The sequence below is a fragment of the Afipia sp. GW821-FHT04G03 genome, from assembly GCF_059419985.1.
Map to the genome: position 1 here is coordinate 1,780,268 of NZ_JBWKSV010000001.1, position 19,237 is coordinate 1,799,504.

19 protein-coding genes are annotated in these 19,237 nt (G+C 60.4%); 9 read left to right on the top strand and 10 right to left on the bottom strand.

What is annotated here, in order from left to right; genetic code table 11:
• Positions 1-64: 64 nt before the first annotated feature.
• The 3 genes from AC07UB_RS08505 to AC07UB_RS08515 all read left to right on the top strand — a co-directional run bounded on the left by AC07UB_RS08505 (position 65) and on the right by AC07UB_RS08515 (position 4,202).
• Complete coding sequence (locus AC07UB_RS08505) at positions 65-2,260, top strand: amylo-alpha-1,6-glucosidase (protein ID WP_494652645.1); 2,196 nt, start codon at positions 65-67, stop codon at positions 2,258-2,260.
• Positions 2,261-2,312: 52 nt separating this feature from the next.
• Positions 2,313-2,858, top strand: coding sequence for a PRC-barrel domain-containing protein (locus tag AC07UB_RS08510; RefSeq protein ID WP_492792385.1), 546 nt, complete (start codon positions 2,313-2,315; stop codon positions 2,856-2,858).
• 72 nt (positions 2,859-2,930) lie between these two features.
• Positions 2,931-4,202 carry an MFS transporter gene (locus tag AC07UB_RS08515; RefSeq protein WP_492792795.1) on the top strand — a complete coding sequence of 424 codons (1,272 nt, stop codon included), beginning with the start codon at positions 2,931-2,933 and terminating at the stop codon, positions 4,200-4,202.
• A gap of 148 nt (positions 4,203-4,350) precedes the next feature.
• Here the strand turns inward: AC07UB_RS08515 and AC07UB_RS08520 are convergent, their stop codons facing one another.
• Positions 4,351-5,244: an alpha/beta fold hydrolase gene (locus AC07UB_RS08520; RefSeq protein WP_494651374.1), complete on the bottom strand. Its 894-nt coding sequence runs from the start codon at positions 5,242-5,244 to the stop codon at positions 4,351-4,353.
• Between the two features lie 14 nt (positions 5,245-5,258).
• Positions 5,259-6,272, bottom strand: coding sequence for a LacI family DNA-binding transcriptional regulator (locus AC07UB_RS08525; protein WP_492792383.1), 1,014 nt, complete (start codon positions 6,270-6,272; stop codon positions 5,259-5,261).
• 138 nt (positions 6,273-6,410) lie between these two features.
• Between AC07UB_RS08525 and AC07UB_RS08530 the strand changes: the two genes are divergently transcribed.
• From AC07UB_RS08530 to AC07UB_RS08555, 6 genes are all read left to right on the top strand, one after another.
• A complete protein-coding gene (locus AC07UB_RS08530; protein ID WP_492792382.1) occupies positions 6,411-7,301 on the top strand; it encodes a dioxygenase family protein in 891 nt (296 codons plus the stop codon).
• Positions 7,302-7,308: 7 nt separating this feature from the next.
• Positions 7,309-8,055 carry an SDR family NAD(P)-dependent oxidoreductase gene (locus AC07UB_RS08535; RefSeq protein WP_492792381.1) on the top strand — a complete coding sequence of 249 codons (747 nt, stop codon included), beginning with the start codon at positions 7,309-7,311 and terminating at the stop codon, positions 8,053-8,055.
• Between the two features lie 10 nt (positions 8,056-8,065).
• Positions 8,066-8,962 (top strand): beta-keto acid cleavage family enzyme, encoded by an 897-nt coding sequence (locus AC07UB_RS08540; RefSeq protein WP_494652643.1) that lies wholly within the window; start codon positions 8,066-8,068, stop codon positions 8,960-8,962.
• Positions 8,963-8,984: 22 nt separating this feature from the next.
• On the top strand, positions 8,985-9,992 hold the full coding sequence (locus AC07UB_RS08545; protein ID WP_494651371.1) for a quinone oxidoreductase family protein: 1,008 nt from the start codon (positions 8,985-8,987) through the stop codon (positions 9,990-9,992).
• Positions 9,993-10,058: 66 nt separating this feature from the next.
• Positions 10,059-10,346: a cupin domain-containing protein gene (locus tag AC07UB_RS08550; protein ID WP_494651369.1), complete on the top strand. Its 288-nt coding sequence runs from the start codon at positions 10,059-10,061 to the stop codon at positions 10,344-10,346.
• A gap of 29 nt (positions 10,347-10,375) precedes the next feature.
• On the top strand, positions 10,376-11,341 hold the full coding sequence (locus tag AC07UB_RS08555) for a Bug family tripartite tricarboxylate transporter substrate binding protein (RefSeq protein ID WP_494651368.1): 966 nt from the start codon (positions 10,376-10,378) through the stop codon (positions 11,339-11,341).
• Between the two features lie 184 nt (positions 11,342-11,525).
• Here the strand turns inward: AC07UB_RS08555 and AC07UB_RS08560 are convergent, their stop codons facing one another.
• The 8 genes from AC07UB_RS08560 to AC07UB_RS08595 all read right to left on the bottom strand — a co-directional run bounded on the left by AC07UB_RS08560 (position 11,526) and on the right by AC07UB_RS08595 (position 19,182).
• Positions 11,526-11,579: a hypothetical protein gene (locus AC07UB_RS08560; RefSeq protein WP_494652641.1), complete on the bottom strand. Its 54-nt coding sequence runs from the start codon at positions 11,577-11,579 to the stop codon at positions 11,526-11,528.
• Positions 11,560-12,582 (bottom strand): NAD(P)H-quinone oxidoreductase, encoded by a 1,023-nt coding sequence (locus AC07UB_RS08565; protein WP_494651367.1) that lies wholly within the window; start codon positions 12,580-12,582, stop codon positions 11,560-11,562. Before AC07UB_RS08565 ends, AC07UB_RS08560 begins: the two co-directional genes overlap by 20 nt.
• 7 nt (positions 12,583-12,589) lie before the next feature.
• On the bottom strand, positions 12,590-14,095 hold the full coding sequence (locus tag AC07UB_RS08570) for a tripartite tricarboxylate transporter permease (RefSeq protein ID WP_494651366.1): 1,506 nt from the start codon (positions 14,093-14,095) through the stop codon (positions 12,590-12,592).
• A complete protein-coding gene (locus AC07UB_RS08575; protein ID WP_494651365.1) occupies positions 14,086-14,547 on the bottom strand; it encodes a tripartite tricarboxylate transporter TctB family protein in 462 nt (153 codons plus the stop codon). The genes AC07UB_RS08570 and AC07UB_RS08575 overlap by 10 nt, the downstream gene beginning before the upstream one ends.
• A gap of 13 nt (positions 14,548-14,560) precedes the next feature.
• On the bottom strand, positions 14,561-15,559 hold the full coding sequence (locus AC07UB_RS08580) for a Bug family tripartite tricarboxylate transporter substrate binding protein (protein WP_494651364.1): 999 nt from the start codon (positions 15,557-15,559) through the stop codon (positions 14,561-14,563).
• A gap of 28 nt (positions 15,560-15,587) precedes the next feature.
• On the bottom strand, positions 15,588-16,805 hold the full coding sequence (locus AC07UB_RS08585; protein WP_494651363.1) for an alpha/beta hydrolase family protein: 1,218 nt from the start codon (positions 16,803-16,805) through the stop codon (positions 15,588-15,590).
• A 48-nt stretch (positions 16,806-16,853) separates the two neighbouring features.
• The gene (locus AC07UB_RS08590; RefSeq protein WP_494651362.1) at positions 16,854-17,984 is read right to left on the bottom strand and encodes an alpha/beta hydrolase family protein; all 1,131 of its coding nucleotides are present in this window, start codon (positions 17,982-17,984) and stop codon (positions 16,854-16,856) included.
• A gap of 409 nt (positions 17,985-18,393) precedes the next feature.
• Positions 18,394-19,182, bottom strand: a complete 789-nt coding sequence (locus tag AC07UB_RS08595; RefSeq protein WP_494651361.1) for an XRE family transcriptional regulator — start codon at positions 19,180-19,182, stop codon at positions 18,394-18,396.
• Positions 19,183-19,237: the final 55 nt, after the last annotated feature.

Below are 19,237 nucleotides of genomic sequence, written 5' to 3' on the forward strand. Positions count from 1 at the left end.
TCCGGCCCGCTTGACCTGCCAACCACTGGCCGCCCTGTCATCATCTGAGGGTCAACACATGGCAATGGAATCTTTGACGGAAATAACGGCGATCCGCGAAATGGAAACACTTACGGAATCGCCATTCTACATCCCGATGACCGGTCCCGCCGCGCGTCCGCGCCGCGCGCTGAAGCATGACGACACCTTCATCGTGCTCGATAGTCATGGCGACATAGGAGCTTCTGCCGGCGGACCTGATGGTCTTTTCAACACCGATACCCGGTATCTTGCACGGCTGGAATTGCTGCTGGATGATATGCAGCCACTGCTGCTCGGTTCCAACCTGCGTGACGACAACTCGTCACTGACAGTTGACCTCACCAATCCCGATGTCTTCCGCGATGGAAAGATCGTACTGCGAAAAGACATGCTGCACATCGTGCGCACGATCTTCTTGTGGCGCGGTACTGCATATCAGCGGATCGGCCTTCAGAACCATGGGGAATGCCGCGCCAGTTTCAATTTGAGCCTGCTTATCGACAACGATTTTGCGGATCTGTTCGAGGTTCGGGGCGAGCAGCGCCCACGGCGCGGGGTTGGCTCCGGCCGCCTTCTCAGCCCCGCCGATGTTTTCTTCGAGTATGTGGGACTCGACGAAAGGCTCCGGGACACCACATTGCATTTCGACCCTGCTCCGTCGCATCTCGCTGTGAATCGCGCAATCTATCATCTGGATCTCGCCCCACGACAGACGACCTCGCTATTCATAGCCGCGTCCTGCAACAAATCAGCCGCCCATAAGCCCATCCCCTTCTTCCGCGGCTTGCTGGCCCACCGCCGCGAGATGCGACAGTCGACGGCGGGCGCAACAACCATCGAAACCTCCAACAATATCTTCAACGAGGTGCTCTGCCAGGCAAGCGCCGATCTTAACATGCTGATGACGGAAACGCCGGAAGGCCGTTATCCTTATGCGGGAATTCCATGGTATTCGACCACATTCGGGCGCGATGCCCTGATTACCGCTTTGCAAATGCTGTGGATTGATCCGCGCATCGCGCGCGGCGTGCTGAAACGGCTCGCGAGGCATCAGGCCAGGACGGTCGATCCGCTTGCTGACGCCGAGCCTGGGAAAATCCTGCACGAAATGCGCGGTGGGGAGATGGCCGCGCTGCGCGAGGTGCCGTTCGGAAAATACTACGGCAGCGTCGACTCCACGCCGCTGTTTGTTTTTCTCGCCGGCCTGTATGTCGAACGTACGGGTGACGAGGAAACGTTGCGCGAACTCTGGCCCGCAATCGAAGCAGCCTTGCAATGGACCGACGGCGACGGTGACCCCGATCAGGACGGCTTCGTCGAGTACCGGCGTGCTTCCGAGCAAGGGCTTGCCAATCAGGGCTGGAAGGACTCGTTCGATGCGATCTTCCACGCCGATGGCCAGCTTGCCGAAGGATACATAGCCCTCGCGGAAGTCCAGGGCTACGTTTTTGCCGGCAAGCAATTGGCCGCATGTTCCGCGCGGCGCTTGGGTCTGGCTGATCGGGCGGCGAAACTCGAGGCCGAGGCACACCTTCTCGCTGAGCGTTTCGAGGCAGCGTTCTGGTGCGAGGAACTCGGCACATACGTCCTTGCGCTGGACGGAGACAAAAAGCCCTGCAAGGTACGAACGTCGAACGCCGGGCAGGTTCTCTTCACCGGCATTGCGAGCGAGAAGCACGCACGCATGGTCGCCGCAGAGCTGTTGCGACCTCACTTTTTCACAGGGTGGGGCATCCGCACGGTTGCGCGCGGCGAGGCCCGATATAATCCGATGTCCTATCACGACGGCTCCATCTGGCCGCATGACAATGCACTGATTGCTCTCGGACTTGCGCGTTACGGCCTGAAGCATTCGGTCGAGCAGGTGTTCAAGGGATTGTTCGACGCCGCGACCTATATGGATCTGCGGCGACTTCCCGAATTGTTCTGTGGTTTTCAGCGTGAACGCCGCCAAGGACCGACACTTTATCCCGTCGCCTGCGCGCCGCAGGCCTGGGCCAGCGCAACACCGTTTACGCTGCTCGAAGCCGCACTCGGTCTTGAGTTTGACCCAGAGCGTGGTGAGATTCGTTTTCGCAACCCACGGCTGCCGGCTTTCCTCAATGAGGTCATTCTGCGGAATCTTCAACTCGGAGATTCCAGCGTCGATTTGCGGGTCCAGCGTCAAGGGGAAGATGTGTCGCTCGAAATTCTGCGCACCCGCGGCAAAATTCAAGTTTCGATCGTTCTGGCTCGCTGAGCGGATCGCCATTCCAAGACGGCGACAAATCAGCCTGCAAGGAGTGTTTTGAATGAGCGCCATCCGTCATGCCGAGGCCATCGCGATCATCGTGGCGGCGACAGTCTGTTTCAGCGGCCCTTCGAAAGGCGAAGATGCCATATCTCCACTAGTTGCCCCAAGCTCATCTGCGGCAAGCGACGGTGCCTCACGGAACATCCAGCCACCCAAGGCTCCTGCCGTGCCCGCGCCAGGAGAGGCTTCGCCGCCACCCTCGATCTCAGTGATTGATGCGATAGAGGCGCGAGGCATTCTCGGCCGCGACGTTCGCAGCCCGGCCGACGAAAACATGGGCCGGATTGTCGATGTGATCGTCGATCGCGGTGGCAGCGTACGCGCCGCGGTGATCGATTTTGGCGGATTTCTTGGCGTCGGCAGCCGCAAGATTGTGGTCGACTGGAGCGCATTGCATTTCTGGAACGTCGCGAACAAGCGCGAGAGCATCACCCTCGAATTGACGCGTGACCAGGTAAAGGCTGCGCCCGAATACAAGGAAGACAAGCCGATGGTGGTGCTCGGCGCATCCGGCAGCCTGTCGCCACTACGCTTCGTCCCCTAGCCGTGGAGTGTTAAGTTGTCCAGCCAGACGACCATACACACGGCCGAACGGGATGGCGGCGACCATAGTGACATTCCGCGAAATGATGCGCCTGGAAGCGCACCCGATTCCGGCGAGCCGCAGGTTCACTCCCCTTCGCGCCGAAGTTTGCGCGGCCTCGACTGGTTCATTTTCTTTCTAGCTGACGTGCAAACGGGATTCGGCCCCTTCGTCGCCGTGTATTTGACAACTCAGAAATGGACCCAGGTCGAGATCGGTCTCGTGCTCTCGGTAGGCGGCCTCGTCGCCCTAATCGGACAGATGCCCGGCGGAGCCATCGTCGATGCTACGCGTTCGGCACGCAAGGCGGCCGGTCTCGCACTCTTCGTCATCGCAATCAGCGCACTTTCATATGCGGCATGGCCCATCTTTCCCGTTGTGATGACCGCCGCCACGCTCCATGCCGCCGCAAGCTGCGTACTCGGTCCGGCGATTGCCGCGATCAGCCTCGGGCTGGTCGGGCCCCTCGCAGTCGGCGAACGGCTGGGACGCAACGCGCGCTATGCATCGCTCGGCAACGGAGTTGCAGCAGCCGTCATGGGTGCATGTGGCTACTTTCTATCGAGCCGATCGGTGTTTCTTGTCACCTTCATTATGGCCATTCCCACGCTCATCGCCCTGTCACGCGTGCGTGACCGTGAAATTATCTCTGAACACGCACTGAAAATCAGACTTGAGAACGCGCAGGTCAGCAAAACCACGAGCATTCGCGATCTCGTCCGGCAGCGGCCGCTTTTGATCTTCGCAAGCAGCGTTCTGCTGCTTCAGCTGGCGAATGCCGCCATGCTGCCGTTGATGGCCGGCGTGGTCACGACCCGCTCCGCCCAGTGGGCACCGGTGCTGATTGCTGCGTGCATCATCGTTCCGCAAGCCATCGTGGCGCTCACCTCGCCCTCCGTCGGACGCATTGCGCAGAAATGGGGACGAAGGCCGCTGTTGCTGCTCGGCTTCGCTGCATTGGTCGTTCGCGGCGTGCTGTTCGCATCCGTCAGCGATCCATATTTGCTCGTCGTGGTTCAGGTATTCGATGGCATCACGGCTGCCGTCTTCAGCGTGATGATTCCGCTGATCGTCGCCGACATCGCGTTCGGCAGTGGTCATTTCAATCTTGCCCAAGGCATTGTCGGTACCGCAACCGGGATCGGCGCCTCGCTCAGCACGGTATTGGCCGGATACGCGGCCGATCGTTTCGGCGGCAGCATTGCCTTCCTTGGGCTTGCCGCGGTCGCAGCTGTGGGTCTGGTGATGATCTGGACCATCATGCCGGAGACGCGGCGCAGTCCTCGCAACCCGGCCGTGGGGTGAGTTATTTTACTCTTGATGGGCAGCAGGCTACGTTTCAGCCGCTCAATCGCCAGCAATTCCATGAATGAAGACAACCGGCGTTCCCTGCCCTTCGTTCAGATAGTTCAACTCATAACGACCAACGTGAACAATCGGCATCTTCGCAATCCTATGCTTTCGCCCGCGAGCAAGACGTCTGCCTCAAGTCGAGAAATGAGGAAACCACCTCGATAAACTCGTCGGGCGATTGCGCCATAGGTGCATGACCGCAGCCCGGCATTTCGATCAAGCGCGCGTTCTGAATAGCGGCCGCCAGTTGGCGAGACATCTCGGGCGGTGTAGCGACATCAAGTTCACCAACCACGACCAGTGTGGGATTGCGAATGTTGCCGATCGATGGACCGAGATCCAGCGCCGCCAAAGCCTGACAAGCTTCCGCAAAGAATAACGGATTCGTTTTGACCAGCGAAGCGCGACGCTCGACCACCACTCCGGGATTCGCCTTGACGTAGTCTTCCGGAAACAGCCGCTTCATAGCCACATCGACGATGCTCTCCATACCGCCCTTCCGGACCTGCTCCGCCATGCCATAGAACGCTTCCTTGCCGGGCTTCGGAAAACCGAGACCGGTATCGGCGAGTATCAGGCGATCAAATCGTTGACCGTGACGGATCGCCAACGTGCTTGCGACGAAGCCGCCAAACCCGTTGCCGAGAACATCTGTCGTTGTCCCGAGGTCGAGAGCATCGAACAGTCCCGATATCCGGTCAGCGATCCCCTCAATCGTCGCGCCCGCCGAGGATGACTCTCCAAAGCCCGGAAGGTCCGGAACAATGACCCTGCGCTCGCGTGCCAAAAGCGGCACAAGCCGATCGAAGATAGACCGGTCCGCCAGCAGCGAATGCAAAAGAAGAATCGGCTTCCCCTGCCCCGTCTCGATGACATCGAGATTTCCATTGCTCACCTGAATGGAAGCCATAGTTCGCCCTTTCAATAAACGCCCAAATTGTTCGATGAGCCGGTTGTCGGATTTGATGGATTCGACGCTTTCGACATGCGCCACGCGTCCGCGCTCAACTAAGCCATTGGCGGTCGGGTCGAGCGGCGTACGATCAGCCACGGACGGGTGACGACTTGCGGCACACCCTGATGAGTGCCGTTGATCAGATTGAGCAGAAGCTCGCCCGTGTGTTCGCCCATCTCACGATGGCTGATCCGGATCGTCGACAGCGGCGGATTGACCAGATCGACCATCGGCATGTCGTTGTGGCCGATGACCGAGACATCCTCCGGACAGCGCCGGCCTTGCTCGTGCAGAGCCTCATAGACTCCCAGCGCAAGCAGATCATTCGCGGCAACCACCGCCGTGGCATCGGGACATCGAGCGAGCAGCAGCCGCGCGGCCGGAAGCCCCGCCTCGCGTGTGAAGGCCGCAGCCTCCTCAATATCAGGTGCGGCGGGGTGGAGCCCCGCAGCACTCATCGCCTCGACAAAGCCGCGCCGGCGCAGCGAGCCGGTTGACAGCATTTGTGGTCCGGCAACGTGGACGATGCGGCGATGTCCGAGTTCGATCAAATGTGCGACGGCCAAACGCATGCCGGCGATATCGTCGGACACGACCGAGGGGACGCGCGCTTCACCTTCCGCGCGGTTCACCAGCACGACCGGCACCTGCCACCGTAGGCAACGTTCCACCGCGTCGTCCTTGAGCGCGACATTGGCGAGCACCAGTCCATCGACCCGGCGCGCCACCAACATTTGGATAATGTCTCCCTTGCCCGCGTGCTCGAGTGCCTGATCGGCGACAATCAGCGCATAGCCCCGCGCCGACAGCGTGTGTTCGAGTCCGCTGATGATCGGCGAAAAGACCGGGTTGGCGATGTCCGGAACGATGATGCCGATCAGCTTCGAACGGCCGCTGCGCAGACTCGCCGCCGCCGAATCCGGACGGTAGCCGAGCCGGTCCGCGGCCTCGAGCACACGGCGAACCACGGTTTCACCGAGCTGGCCTCGGCGCGCCGGATCCAGCGCTCGCGACACCGTCGATGGGTGGACGCCCACCTCCCGCGCCAGGTCCTTGATGGTCGTCATTCCAGCCACGAATCGCACCTTATGCCTGGCGCTTGACTTATGCAATCGATTGCATTAGAAAGCGTGCAATCGATTGCACGATTCAAAAAGCGCGATACGGCGTGACCAACTGCACCAAGGGCCAGGCAGGGAGGCCGGATGATCATCACGCGCCAGCAAGACGTCACCGAAGTGGTGCTCGACGCCATGAACGGCGCGCCCAACCCACGGCTCCGCCAGGTGATGGGGTCTTTCGTTCGCCATCTGCACGATTTCGCCCGTGAGGTCCGGCTGACCGAAGCGGAGTTCGAGTTTGCGATCGATTTCCTCAACCGGATCGGCCAAGCCACAAACGACAGCCACAACGAAGGTGTGCTGTTCAGCGATGCCGTTGGCCTGTCGACGCTGGTGTGCCTGCTGAACAACGGCCAGGACGGCGCGACCGAGACAGCTGCGGCGTTGCTCGGTCCGTTCTGGCGCGCAAACGCACCCCGCACCGAAAATGGCGCCTCGATCGTGCGCTCACCGACGCCTGGCCCGCCGCTCTTTGTTGATTGCGTGATTCGCGATTCCCACGGCGCGCCGCTGCCGGGTGTCCGCGTCGATGTCTGGCAGGCCTCGCCGTCGGGAATGTACGAGAATCAGGATGACAGTCAGGCGAATATGAACTTGCGCGGCGTCTTCCAGACGGATGCTGACGGCCGTTTCGCATTCCGTTCGGTGAAGCCTGCGGGCTATCCGGTACCGACCCATGGCCCAACCGGCGAGATGCTGGCCGCGCAACGTCGCCATCCGTTTCGTCCCGCGCACCTGCATATCCTCGCGCATAAACCCGGTTTCAAAACACTCATCACGCAGATCTTCGTCGACGATGACAAGCATCTCGAAAGCGACGTGGTGTTCGGCGTGACGAGCGCGTTGATCGGCGACTTCCGCAAGGGCGAGGGCCCTGCACCGGCGCCGGATGTCACCGGCGAGTGGTTCAGCCTCAGCTACACATTCACGATGGAGCCCGGTGAATCCGTGCTCCCGCATCCTCCAATCAAGTAAGTTGTCAATGACGAAACCTCTGTCGGACAAGGTTGCAGTTGTCATCGGCGGCTCTGGTGGCATCGGTGCTGCTGCCGCGCTGGCGCTCGCAGCCGAAGGCGCGGCCGTCGTCGTAACGTGGCGCTCCGGCGAAGCTGCTGCCAACACTCTGGTGGCGAAGCTGCCAGGCACAGGCCATCTCGCGCGACACGCCGTGGTGGAGGACACCGCGACGCTGACCGCCCTTGCCGCCGAAGTCGAACGTACGCTTGGCCGCTGCGATATTCTCGTCAATACCGCCGGCTATACGAAGCCGGTTCCGATTGGCGATCTCGATGCCCTCACGGATGATTTCATCGACGACATGTTCAAGGTGAACTGGCGCGGCCAGTTCGCTGCGATCCGCGCCTTTGCGCCGCTGCTGAAGGCGTCCGGTGATGGCTTGATCGTCAATGTCTCGTCGATTGCCGGACTGAGCGGCGTCGGCTCCAATCTCGCATATGCGGCGATCAAGGCCGGCATCGACACCATGACGAAGTCGCTCGCACGTGCGCTCGCCCCTGCCGTGCGCGTGATGTCGGTGTCGCCGGGTGTAGTCGCGACCGATTTTGTGCCGGGCCGCGACGCCGCAGCACTTGAGAAAGTCGCGGCGACCATTCCGCTCAAGCGTGTCGCGACAGCCGAGGATGTCGGCCGCGCCATTGCGGCTTGCGCAACCCACCTCACCTATTCAACCGGCTCGCTGATCGTCATCGACGGCGGCCGGGCGCTGTAAGGAAATCATGATGCGTCCGATGCTCGACAAGATCGTCATCACCTGCGCCGTTACCGGCAATCTGACCCGGCCGGACCAGACGCCGCATCTGCCTATCACTCCTGAAGAAATCGCCGAGGCTTGTCTCGGCGCGGCAGACGCAGGCGCCGCCATCGCACATATCCATGTCCGCGAACCCGGCTCCGGCGCGCCATCGATGAAACTCGAATATTATCGAGATGTCGTCGCGCGCATCCGCACCCGCAACCGCAGCCTGGTCCTGAACATTACGACCGGGCCGGGCGGGCGCTTTGTTCCCTCGAAGGACGATCCAAAAATCGCCGATGTCGGCACCACGCTGATGAATCCGGAAGAACGCGTCGCGCACATCACTGCGCTGAAGCCGGATATCTGTACACTCGATCTCAATACGATGAATTCCGGCGCTCAGGTGGTGATCAACACGCCCGGCAATGTCCGCCGCATGGCCAGGGTCATTCGCGCGGCCGGCGTGAAACCGGAGATCGAACTGTTCGATTCCGGCGACATCGCGCTGCTGCACGATCTGCTGGGCGACGGCACGCTTGGCGGTCCGGCACTCACGTCTTTTGTGATGGGCGTGAAATACGGTTTCCAACCGTCACCGGAAACCGTGCTTTATGCGCGGGGGCTGCTTCCGCCCGGTGCGCATTTCACGGCGATCGGCATCGGCCGCTCCACCTTCCCGATGGTGGCGCAGTCTATCCTTGCCGGCGGACATGCGCGCACCGGCATTGAGGACGGCGTATATCTCGAGCGCGGCGTGCTCGCGCCATCCAATGCTGCCATGGTCGAGAAGGCTCGGCGCATCATTGAGGAGCTCGGAGCACAGATCGCGACACCGGCAGAAGCGCGCGCCCTGTTCGATCTGCCGAGCAGCGCCGCATGACATCGCATTGCCGAGGAAACGCATGACGACACACACCGGAATCACGGCCACCTGCCTGCGGATTGCCGCCAAGGTCGAACGGATCGAGCTGGTCGCGCCGGTGATCGAGCAGCGGACACTCGTCCGCGGCAGCGATGCTGATGCACTCGTCGAGGTCAGGGCCGCCGCTGTGAACCCGTCCGACGCCAAGGCCGCGATCGGGATGATGCCCCATGCCGTATTCCCGCGGACACCGGGCCGCGATTTCGCCGGCGTCGTGCTCGAAGGGCCGGCCGAACTTGTCGGCAAGGAAGTGTTCGGCTCCTCCGGCGAGCTCGGCATCCGGCGCGATGGCACCCACGGCACTCATCTCTTGGTCGAGGCTCAAGCGCTGGTTCAGAAGCCGGCAAATATCAGTCTCGCTGAGGCTGCCGGCATCGGCGTGCCATTCGTGACGGCGCAGGAAGGTTTCCGCCGCGCCGGCATGCCGAAGGCGAGCGAGACTGTGCTGATCCTCGGCGTCAACGGCAAGGTCGGACAGGCCGCCGCACAGATCGCCTCGTGGCAGGGCGCGCGCGTGATCGGCGTTGTGCGCAAGGACGAACCCTATGTCGGTCACGCGCATGGCGAAGTAACCGTGATCGATTCCAGCCGCAGCGACGTTGCGGCTGCGGTGCGCAACCTGACCGGAGGCCATGGCGCTGATCTCGTCTACAACACAGTCGGCGAACCCTACTACGACGCCGGAACGAAATCGCTCGCCCATGCAGGCCGGCAGGTCTTCATCGCGTCGCTCAAAACGGCCGTTCCCTTCGACATCTTCGCCTTCTATCGCGGCCGGCACACCTATTTCGGCGTCGACACGCTCGCCTTCTCCTCAATCGCAGCGGCCGAAGTGCTGCGGGATCTCGTGCCGGGCTTCGCATCCGGCGCGTTGAAGCCCTTTCCGATCGAAGCAAATGCGATCTATCCGCTGGAGCGCGCGGCGGAGGCCTATGCCGCCGTACTCGGCTCCTCGCGCGACCGCGTCGTCTTCCTGCCAAACGGGTGAACAATGCATATCGTCCGACTGAACGATGCTCCCCGCTACGAGGCTCCCGGCCACAACGATATGCGAATGTTTCGCCTGCAGGGCCGCGACGCAGGCCCCGCCGACACGATGTGGCTTGGCATGAGCCAGATCCTGCCTGGCGGCGGCATTACACCCTCCGCATCTCCAGAAGAAAAGCTTTACGTCGTCCTTGATGGCGAGGTGACGTTCGAGACGCCGGACGGCATTGCTGTTCTCGGCACCTGGGATTCCTGCCGCATCGCGCCGAACGAAACACGCGCGTTGCGCAACGAGACGAAACGACCGGCAGTGGTATTGCTTGCGATGCCGCTGCCGAACACCGCCAGAGGCTGAAAGCCCAACATTACACAGGGAGAGAAATTATGGATCGTCGACAATTTATGATCGGCTCCGGCATCGCCGCAACCGCAGTACTGACCGGCAACCGTGCCAACGCGCAAACCTATCCCAGCCAGCTCGTGCGGATTGTGGTGCCGTTCTCCGGCGGCAGCATGACCGACATTCTCGCCCGCACAGTGGCGGAAAAGCTCGCGGCGAAGTGGAAACAGCAGGTCATCGTCGAGAACAGGCCCGGCATCGCCGGTGTCAGCAGCATCGCCAAGGGGCCGACAGACGGTTCGCAGATCATGCTCACGTCGAACGGGCACAGCGTGGTCGGCGCCGTCAACAAGAACCTCGGCTTCGACCCGGTGAAGGATTTCGTGGCCATCAGCCGCGTTGCAACCACGCCCGCGATCCTGATCGTGCCGCCCGATGCGCCATTCAAGACGCTGGCCGAACTGATCGCGGCGGCCAAAGCCAAGCCGGATTCCCTGAGCTATAGCTCCGCCGGCATCGGCAGCTCGACCGGTATCGCTGCCGAGCTGTTGAAGCAGGTCTCTGGCACGAAGATGGTGCTGGTGCCGCATCGCGGTCTTCCGGAATCACAGGTCAGTATCATGCGCGGCGACACGGTCCTTGCTTTCACCTTCTTCAATGTGGGCGGCGACCTGATCCAGTCCGGCAAGTTGCGGGCACTCGCCGTGACGGGCAATCAACGGCTGCCGCAACTGCCCGACGTGCCGACCTTCGCGGAAGCGGGGTTGCCGGCTTTTGAATACAACAGCTGGTTCGGAATGCTGGCGGCTGCGGCGATGCCGAAACCCATCGTGAACCAGATCGCCCAGGATATCGCCGAAGTCCTCAAGGATTCGGCCGTCATCAAACAATACGCGGTGCAAGGCGTCACGATCACGAGCTCGACGCCTGACGCATTCGAAGCGGAACTGCGCAGCGACGCGGAACGCTATGGCAAGCTCATCCTGGCTTCGGAGTCATCGACCCGCTGATTGCCAGGATGATAGACGGCGTGTTCGCCGCCTGGCTGATTCTGCATTGGGCATGAATGACCAAGGCACGACCGGCTGTTGCATGCTGACCCGCAGCTAACCGCACGGCTACGGCGTTTCAACGCGAATGCGTCAGCATAAATCGATAACCGTTATTTCATCTCAATGAGCAGATCATTAAACATTACTGGAACGCTCGCTTTGGACAATCCTGCCGCTTACAGACCTTGCAACCCATTCCGATCAGCATCGCCTCCACTTCGGATCGATGTTAGCACCAACTTACCAAATTGAGTTCCGGTCTCCATGTAGCGATGGGCGTCTGCCACCGCTTGCAGCGGAAAGCAGCGATCGACCACCGGCACGATCTTTCCGACCTCTATGAGCGGAAACACGTTCTCGCGCACCTCAGCTACGATGCGCGCTTTGGCCGAGACCGATTGCGGTCGTAACGTCGATCCTGTGATCGATAAGCGACGTCGGTAAAGCGACCAAAGCTGCAGGCTGACGTCGCCCCCTGTTAGGGCTGCGATCCCGACCATCCTGCCGTCGTCAGCCAGTGCGCGAAGGTTAGCGTCGAGGCTGCTGGCGCCCAGAATGTCAAGGATCACATCGACGCCGCGTCCTTTGGTGAACGCCAGGGCCTCGACGTCAAATGCCTCAGTTCGGTAGTTGATCGAGCGAGCCGCTCCGAGGGCTTCGCTGCGACGGCATTTTTCAACAGTGCCCGCAGTGCTGAGCACCGGATGGCCGAGCGCCGCAAATAACTGGCTCGCATATGCGCCGACGCCGCTCGCGCCGCCATGCAAAAGCACGCTCTCTTCGGGGGCCAGACCTCCCTTCATCTTGACGTTGAACCAGGCCGTACAAAGGGCGCCAGGCAGGGACGCTGCGTCGCGCAATGTCCAGTTCGCAGGAAGCGGCAGACAAAGACCGGCAGATGTCACCGCATATTCAGCATAGCCACCGCCGGCGAGCAGCGCGCAGACAGGATCACCAATCTTCCAACTGCTCACGCCCTCTCCAAGCTCGGCTATCGTGCCACTGACTTCGAGGCCCAGAATGTCCGGGGCTCCGGCCGGTACAGGATAGTTACCCGTGCGCTGCAAGCAGTCAGCACGACTGATGCCGGCATATTGAACCTCGATCAGGACCTCACCCGGGCCGGGGCTCGGTATCGGTCGATCCTCGATCGTGAGGCGCTCCGGCCCGCCGGGTCTGTCGACGATTACAGCGCGCATGCCGGCATCATGTTGCGAGCACTCTGCGCCGCTGGTGCTCTTTCAGCGCGAAGCGCAACATCGGGACGAGTAGAATGAGAACAGCGAGGACCATGAAGCATAGTGATATCGGCCGATGGACAAAGATGCCGGCCGAGCCACCACCCATGCTGAGAGTTGCGCGTAGATTTTGCTCGAGCGGTGCACCCAGGACGAACGCCATCACAAGTGGCGTCGGGTCGCATTTGACTTTCCAGAAGATGTAACCGAGCAACCCGAACGCCGCGGTCGCATAGACATCGAAAGACGAATTGTTGACGCTATAGACGCCGACACAACTGCAAAGGATAATTACGGGAAGCAGCCACCGATAAGGCGTGGTGGCAAGTCGTGCCCACAGACCGACCATCGGAAGATTGAGTAGCAGTAAGAACAGATTTCCGATCCACATGCTCGCGACCAAGCCCCAGATCAGATCAGGTTTGCTCATGAAAGTCGTGGGCCCTGGAGTGACGCCCTGTACCATAAGCGCGCCCAGCATCAGGGCCATGACAGCATTCGACGGGATGCCAAGCGCCAGCAGCGGGATGAACGACGTCTGCGCCGCTGCATTATTTGCCGCCTCGGGTCCGGCCACGCCGCAAATGGCTCCGTTGCCAAATTCCTCGGGTGTTGCCGATATTTTCTTCTCGACGAGATATGACGCGAACGGAGCGGTAATCAGGCCTCCGCCGGGCAACACACCAAGTAATGTTCCAATCGCCGTGCCGCGGAGCATCGCTGGCAGCGACTGTCGCCACTCGCTGACGGTCAGCATGAGGCCACTGATCTTACCCGTCACCGGAGTCACCGGCTCCGGGTCTGCAAGCGTTCGAACAACTTCCAGCAAGCCGAACAAACCGATGGCGATCGGCACGAATCCGATTCCATCGAGCAACTCGGGTACGCCGAAGCTGTAGCGCACATCGCCCGTGGTCGTGTCGGCTCCCACCATCGCCAACGCCAGTCCGAGAAGGATGGCAGCCAGCCCGTTCAGCACCGAGCCATCCGAGAAGAGAAGGCAAGAAAAGATACCAAGCAACATCAGCGAAAAGTATTCAGGTGGGCCGAAAGAGATAGCTATCTTGCTAAGATCCGGGCCGATGAAGGCAATCGCGGCTGTGGCGATCGTTCCTGCGATAAAGGACCCGATGGCCGCAACAGCCAATGCCGTCCCCGCCCGCCCAGCCCTCGCCATTTTGTACCCGTCGATCGAGGTCACGATCGAACTCGCTTCACCCGGAATGCGCATCAAAATAGCCGTTGTCGAGCCGCCATATTGCGCGCCATAGAAAATTCCGGCCAGCATGATCATCGCGGTCGTCGACCCCAGAGTATAGGTGAACGGCAGCAGCATCGAGATCGTGACGAGCGGCCCGACTCCGGGAAGAACTCCAATGAGCGTCCCCAGAACCGAGCCGATCAAGCAGAACAGTAGGTTGTTCCAGCTCAGCGCGACGCCGAATCCGGTCACCAGATTCTGAACTAGATCCATTTCGGCCACACCTCCAATGGAATTCCCAGCACGTACCGGAATACGACCACAGAGAAAAAAATGAGGCCCGCCAGCAGCAGCGCAAAGCTTCGGATTGATGTCTTGTGGTTCCCTGCGAACTCCACTGCGATCAGCATGAGCGCAACGGCTATCACCAGTCCCAGCCACTCGATGGAAAGGCCGAAAGCGATGAACGCAACCGTGATGAGCACCAGGGATCGCGGCAGTAAAACCTGTATCCGCTCGTCGTCACGTCCGATGCTGAGCAGCAGTTTTACGATCCCCAGCAAAACGATGCCCGAGAACGTCAGCCGGGGCATGAAACCCGATCCGATCTGAAGCATGTTTCCGAACGGCAAGTTTCGTCCGAACCAGAGACCGCCTGCTCCAATCAGGACAAACAGAATCCCCGCAGCTCGATTGGTACCAATTGTAACCGCAGTGCTATCCATGGAATGTCACCCGCTACTGAATGCTGACACCTGACTTAGTAACGATGTCCGACCATTCCTTCGCCTTCGCATCAATGTGCTTGTCGAACTCCTGCGGCGTCTTCACGCGACCGGGCGCGCCAAATAGCATTGCCAGCTTTTCGAGGTATTCAGGATTGCTTGCCAGTGCATCGATTTCCTGCGCCAGCCGATCGACCACCGCCGCCGGCGTTCCTTTCGGCGCCATCAAGAAATAGTCCGCGACATTCTCGAGAATCGGCATTCCTTCTTCAGTCACGGTCTTGACGTTCGGAAGCTTCGCGAGGCGCTTTCCGCCGGTTACCGCAAGCGGCTTCATCTGAGCGGTCTCGAAATACTGCATCACCACGCCGGGCGTCAGCACCGTAACGTCGACATCGCCGTTGAGCAGGGTCGTCATCAGGTTTGGTCCGACCATCACCGGGACATCCTGAAGTTTGTTCTGCGCCTTGTACTGCTCCCACAGCATGTGAAACTGACTGCCGAGGCTTGGATTGCCGAAGCGGAGCTTCCCAGGCTCCCGCTGCATCAGCGCAGTGAGTTCGGTCAGGCTGTTGGCTGGCAGATCCTTGCGGCCGAGGAAAACGAACGGCACCTCCGCTACCTGGGCAATCGCGGCGAATTGATCGCGAGCATAGATCGGATTTTTGTAGAGCGACGGATTGACCAAGAACAGGCTGCCGCCGGCGAACAGCAGTGTGTAGCCGTCCGCGTGGGCCCGCGCGACAGCCTGCGCACCGACGCCGCCTCCGGCGCCGGGCTTGTTTTCGACGATCACCGGCTGCTTCAGACTTCTTCCGAGAAACTCGGCGAGAAGCCGCCCATAGGCATCGGGCGCTCCCGGTGGATATGGAATCACCAACTTGATGGGCTTGTCCGGGAAGGCGGCCAGGCTTGGCCCGATAGAGACGAGTGTGAACAGCGTGACCGCAAGGGCGATGAAGAGACGCGAACATAGGATGTGGGCGGGCCTGACGGTTTCAGAAAATGTCACGGGCTTGACTCCTTGCTCGATGCAAAAACTAGAGGCTTGCGCTGCTGGCGAATGCAACCGGCTGCTTTCGGAGGTTCGCCTCATCGACCTTCAGCACCCTGGCGAGCCAGTCGCATACATATTCCATTCCCAGCGTCAGATTATCGATCTGGCAGTGGGAAGCCCCAGTTTCCTCGGCAGTAAACCATTTGATCTCGACATTTACGCCGTTCTTCTTCGCGTAGTCGTATGCGTCGATCGCGGGCTGCGTGCCGACAAAGTCCTCCTCGCCATGTACGATCAAGAACGGGCATTTGATCTTGTCGATATGTCCCTCGAGCGTAAAGGCATCAGCCTTCTTGATGACGCCTTCGATGGTATCGCTGCCGAAGACCCACTTCAAATGGCGCCAGATCAGGAGGTCTGGCTGATTGGCCCGCTCACGAAAGTCCATCCGATAAATAACGCAGTCTGCCACGATTGCTGCCAACCGGTGCTCATATGACGCGGCGCGCGGCGCGTAGTAACCACCCAGGCTCGCACCGTAGAGAGCGATGCGTACGGGATCGACGTCTTCGCGGCTCAACAGCCAGTCGATGCACTTGCCGACTGGTACCTCTGTATCAACGCGGTTCACGATCTTCTGCCGGCGCAACGTTCCGCCTTGGCCGGGAAGATCGACCAGAAGCAGCGACAATCCGCGAGCAAACGCGTGGCGCGTGATTTCGTGCAGCAGTTCGTCCTTGTATTCGTCGAGCCCGCCGAAGCAGATCACGACCGGCGTCTTCGCCGGCGCGCGGGGCGCCCGCAGGAAATATGCATCCAGATGCGCTCCCTTCTCATAGGGTATCTTGACGACTTCGCCTGCCGGGGTCATCAACGCCATGACGCGGCGTGAGCAGGCTTCGATCTTGTCGAACGTCTCGACCCGGCGCGGATCGTGACCCTCCAGGTAGAATTCGGACGAGCGATAATAATTTGCGGCGCGCAGCCAATTGTTCTGGGCCGTCTGCAAATGACCTGCCTGAGCCGCTACCTCGGCTCGCGCCGAACTTGTCTCGCCCAAACGAAACCATTCGCGGTACCAGCTCTCGACGTCGCCGGGCTTCATATTGCTGGCGGCGCGGAAGCACTCGCTAATCGTGCTGGCGCCCTCCTGAGCTGCTGCCAACACTCGCGAAAACTGGAAGCTCAATTCCGGATGCCCGGGCCACTGAGTCCAACCATCGGCTTGGTAGCGGCCGGTCGATTCTGATGCTGCGGTCATCCCTCAGGTCCTCCTGTGAAGTGTTGATGGGTGTTGTTTTCGATTGGGTCAGACCACCTGCATGGCCTCGTCCAGCCAGTCGAAGATCTTCTGACCGCCGATACCTTCCGCGCCCGCCTGGCAGTGCGCGGCTGCAGCCTCGGCGCTGGTGAAATTCATCAGCGTCTTCTGGCAGTTCAGGCGGTCGTAGAGTTTGATCGGCTGGCCTGCGAAGAAACCCTCGTGTTCGGCATCGAGCACCAGAGTGTTGCAGCGGATTTCGCCGGCGTCGCGCGCCTCATAGCTCCGCAACTTTTCCAGGTAGTCGTGCATGTCGGTATAACCGAAGACGAAGCGCCCGTGGTTGCGCGCCCAGCGCAGATAAGCACTCGTTTCTGCGACCGCGCGCTGATGGGATTCGAGCTCTTCTCTGCCCGGCAATTCGGCCGGATAGCGCCCGCGAACGACCTCGTAGTAACTGTAGAGACCACCATTGGCGATCAGCGCTCTGATTCTGTGCTCCTTCGCTGCTGCTAGCGGCGCAAGGAGTCCACCCAGGCTGATACCCATCAGAGCAATCTTCGACGCATCGACGTCGTCGCGGCCGATCGCATAGTCGATCACCGGGCTCACCACATTGTGCCAGTCCGGCCGGAATGTGAGGCGTTGCTCGCGGATTACCTCGCCTTGGCCTGGCCCCTCGAAGACGATGACGACATAGCCGCGCTCGGCTGCCGCCATGCCAGGCCAGATCGCAATCTCTTCCTTCGTTCCGTCGAAACCCGAGTGACACACGAGCGTCGGACAACGTCCCGCGAGGTCATGCCGCTTGATGACGTAGGCCGGCAGCGTCGTTATCTCGAACGGGATTTCGATGCGCACAATGTCGTAATCAAGACCGCCGGCGGCCGCCATGAAACAGGTTCGGCTGGCGCGGCTGGAAGCGACGATCCGCGGATCGTCCGGATTGCCGTGCAGATAGAAGTCGGCTGCGAAATGATAGATCGCGGCGCGCAGATAGGCCTTAGCCGCGCTGCGCCGATGTCCGCGGGCGAGGGAATGATCACCCGAAACTTGTACACGCTCCGCAAGCCGGTGCCATTCCCGATACCAGCTCTCGTCGTCTCCGGGCGTGACCGCCGCGATAACCTGCAGGCATTCTTGCACGTCAGCGCCGCCATAATAGCTGTGGCCAAGCATCCGGAGAAATTCGAAGTGATGAGAGTTATCTGAGGATAGAAGCATGACCGTTGTTCACTCGATTGCCGAAGTGCGCCTCTAGTGGTTCTCGGAATGGCTGGCGCATAAACGGTTGCGCCGCTGCAATTGAACGCGTCGCTGGAAGACAGGACGCGAAAACCTGGCTTCGCTGCAGCGCGTCGATCGCGCACCCGACGTAGCGTTACCCGTCACACCGTATGCTGCTCTTCTTGCTGATGATGGCGCGCAAACATTCATCGTCCAGTCGCCCTTGTTACTTCCCGATCCGCAAATTGCATCTTGCGGATCGGGAAGTCAACAAATAATTCTGATACATCAGATATTATCCTAGACGCCAGATGATCTAGATTCAGGTCGAATTACTCTGCTGTAGAGGTGCCCAATTCGCCTAACGGCTCGGCGTAACAGACGCGCGCGAACGAAAATTGCGCTGCGCGAGCGCAGGTCTAGTCGACTTCTGCCCAGCCCGGACGACAGCGTTATCTCGAACCGAACTTATAAGGGATGAGAATATTCGAGCATTAGACACAATCAGCAGTCTCACCGGCTTTCCGCCATAAGCAACATAGGCATGCGCCTGATTGCTATCAAAAAAGATGCTGCTGCCTTCCGGCGCGAGGATGATCTCGCGATTCTCGACATGCAGTTCGAGCGTGCCCTTAAGCACGTAGCAAAATTCGATGCCGGGATGGCCGACCAATCCACCAACATATTCCGGTTTGGATGCCGTTACTTCCAGGATGACAGGGATGAATGGCGAGCCCGGCCTTTCGCCGTGAGGGAATGTGTAGGTTCCGGTCTTCATCGTCACGCTGCTCGGAAGATTCTGCTCAGCCTTGCTGAAGAATGGTGCAGTGCTCGGGCGCTTCGCATGTCGGCGCGCCTGCGCGGCAAGGTCGGGCCATTCCATTTCGAAAAACGACATCAGCTTCAGCAGCACCGCGAAAGTCGGAGCCATCTTGCTGTTTTCAATGCGTGACAGGGTACTGCTGGTGATACCTGTCAACTTGCTCACGTCGAGCAATGTCAGCTGTTTTTGCTCCCGCATCTCCCGCATCGCGGTGCCAAACGCAGCGCCCGCGTCGAGGTCTTCTTCCGCGCGCTTCCAGACCGACCGCTTGCGGACCGCGCCGTCCCGCGCAGTCTTGCGCGGGGGATTTGCTTTTGATTTTTTCATAATCTCTCACTGCTACGATCTGTTCACGATGGTTCGCGGATGTGATCAAAGGGTA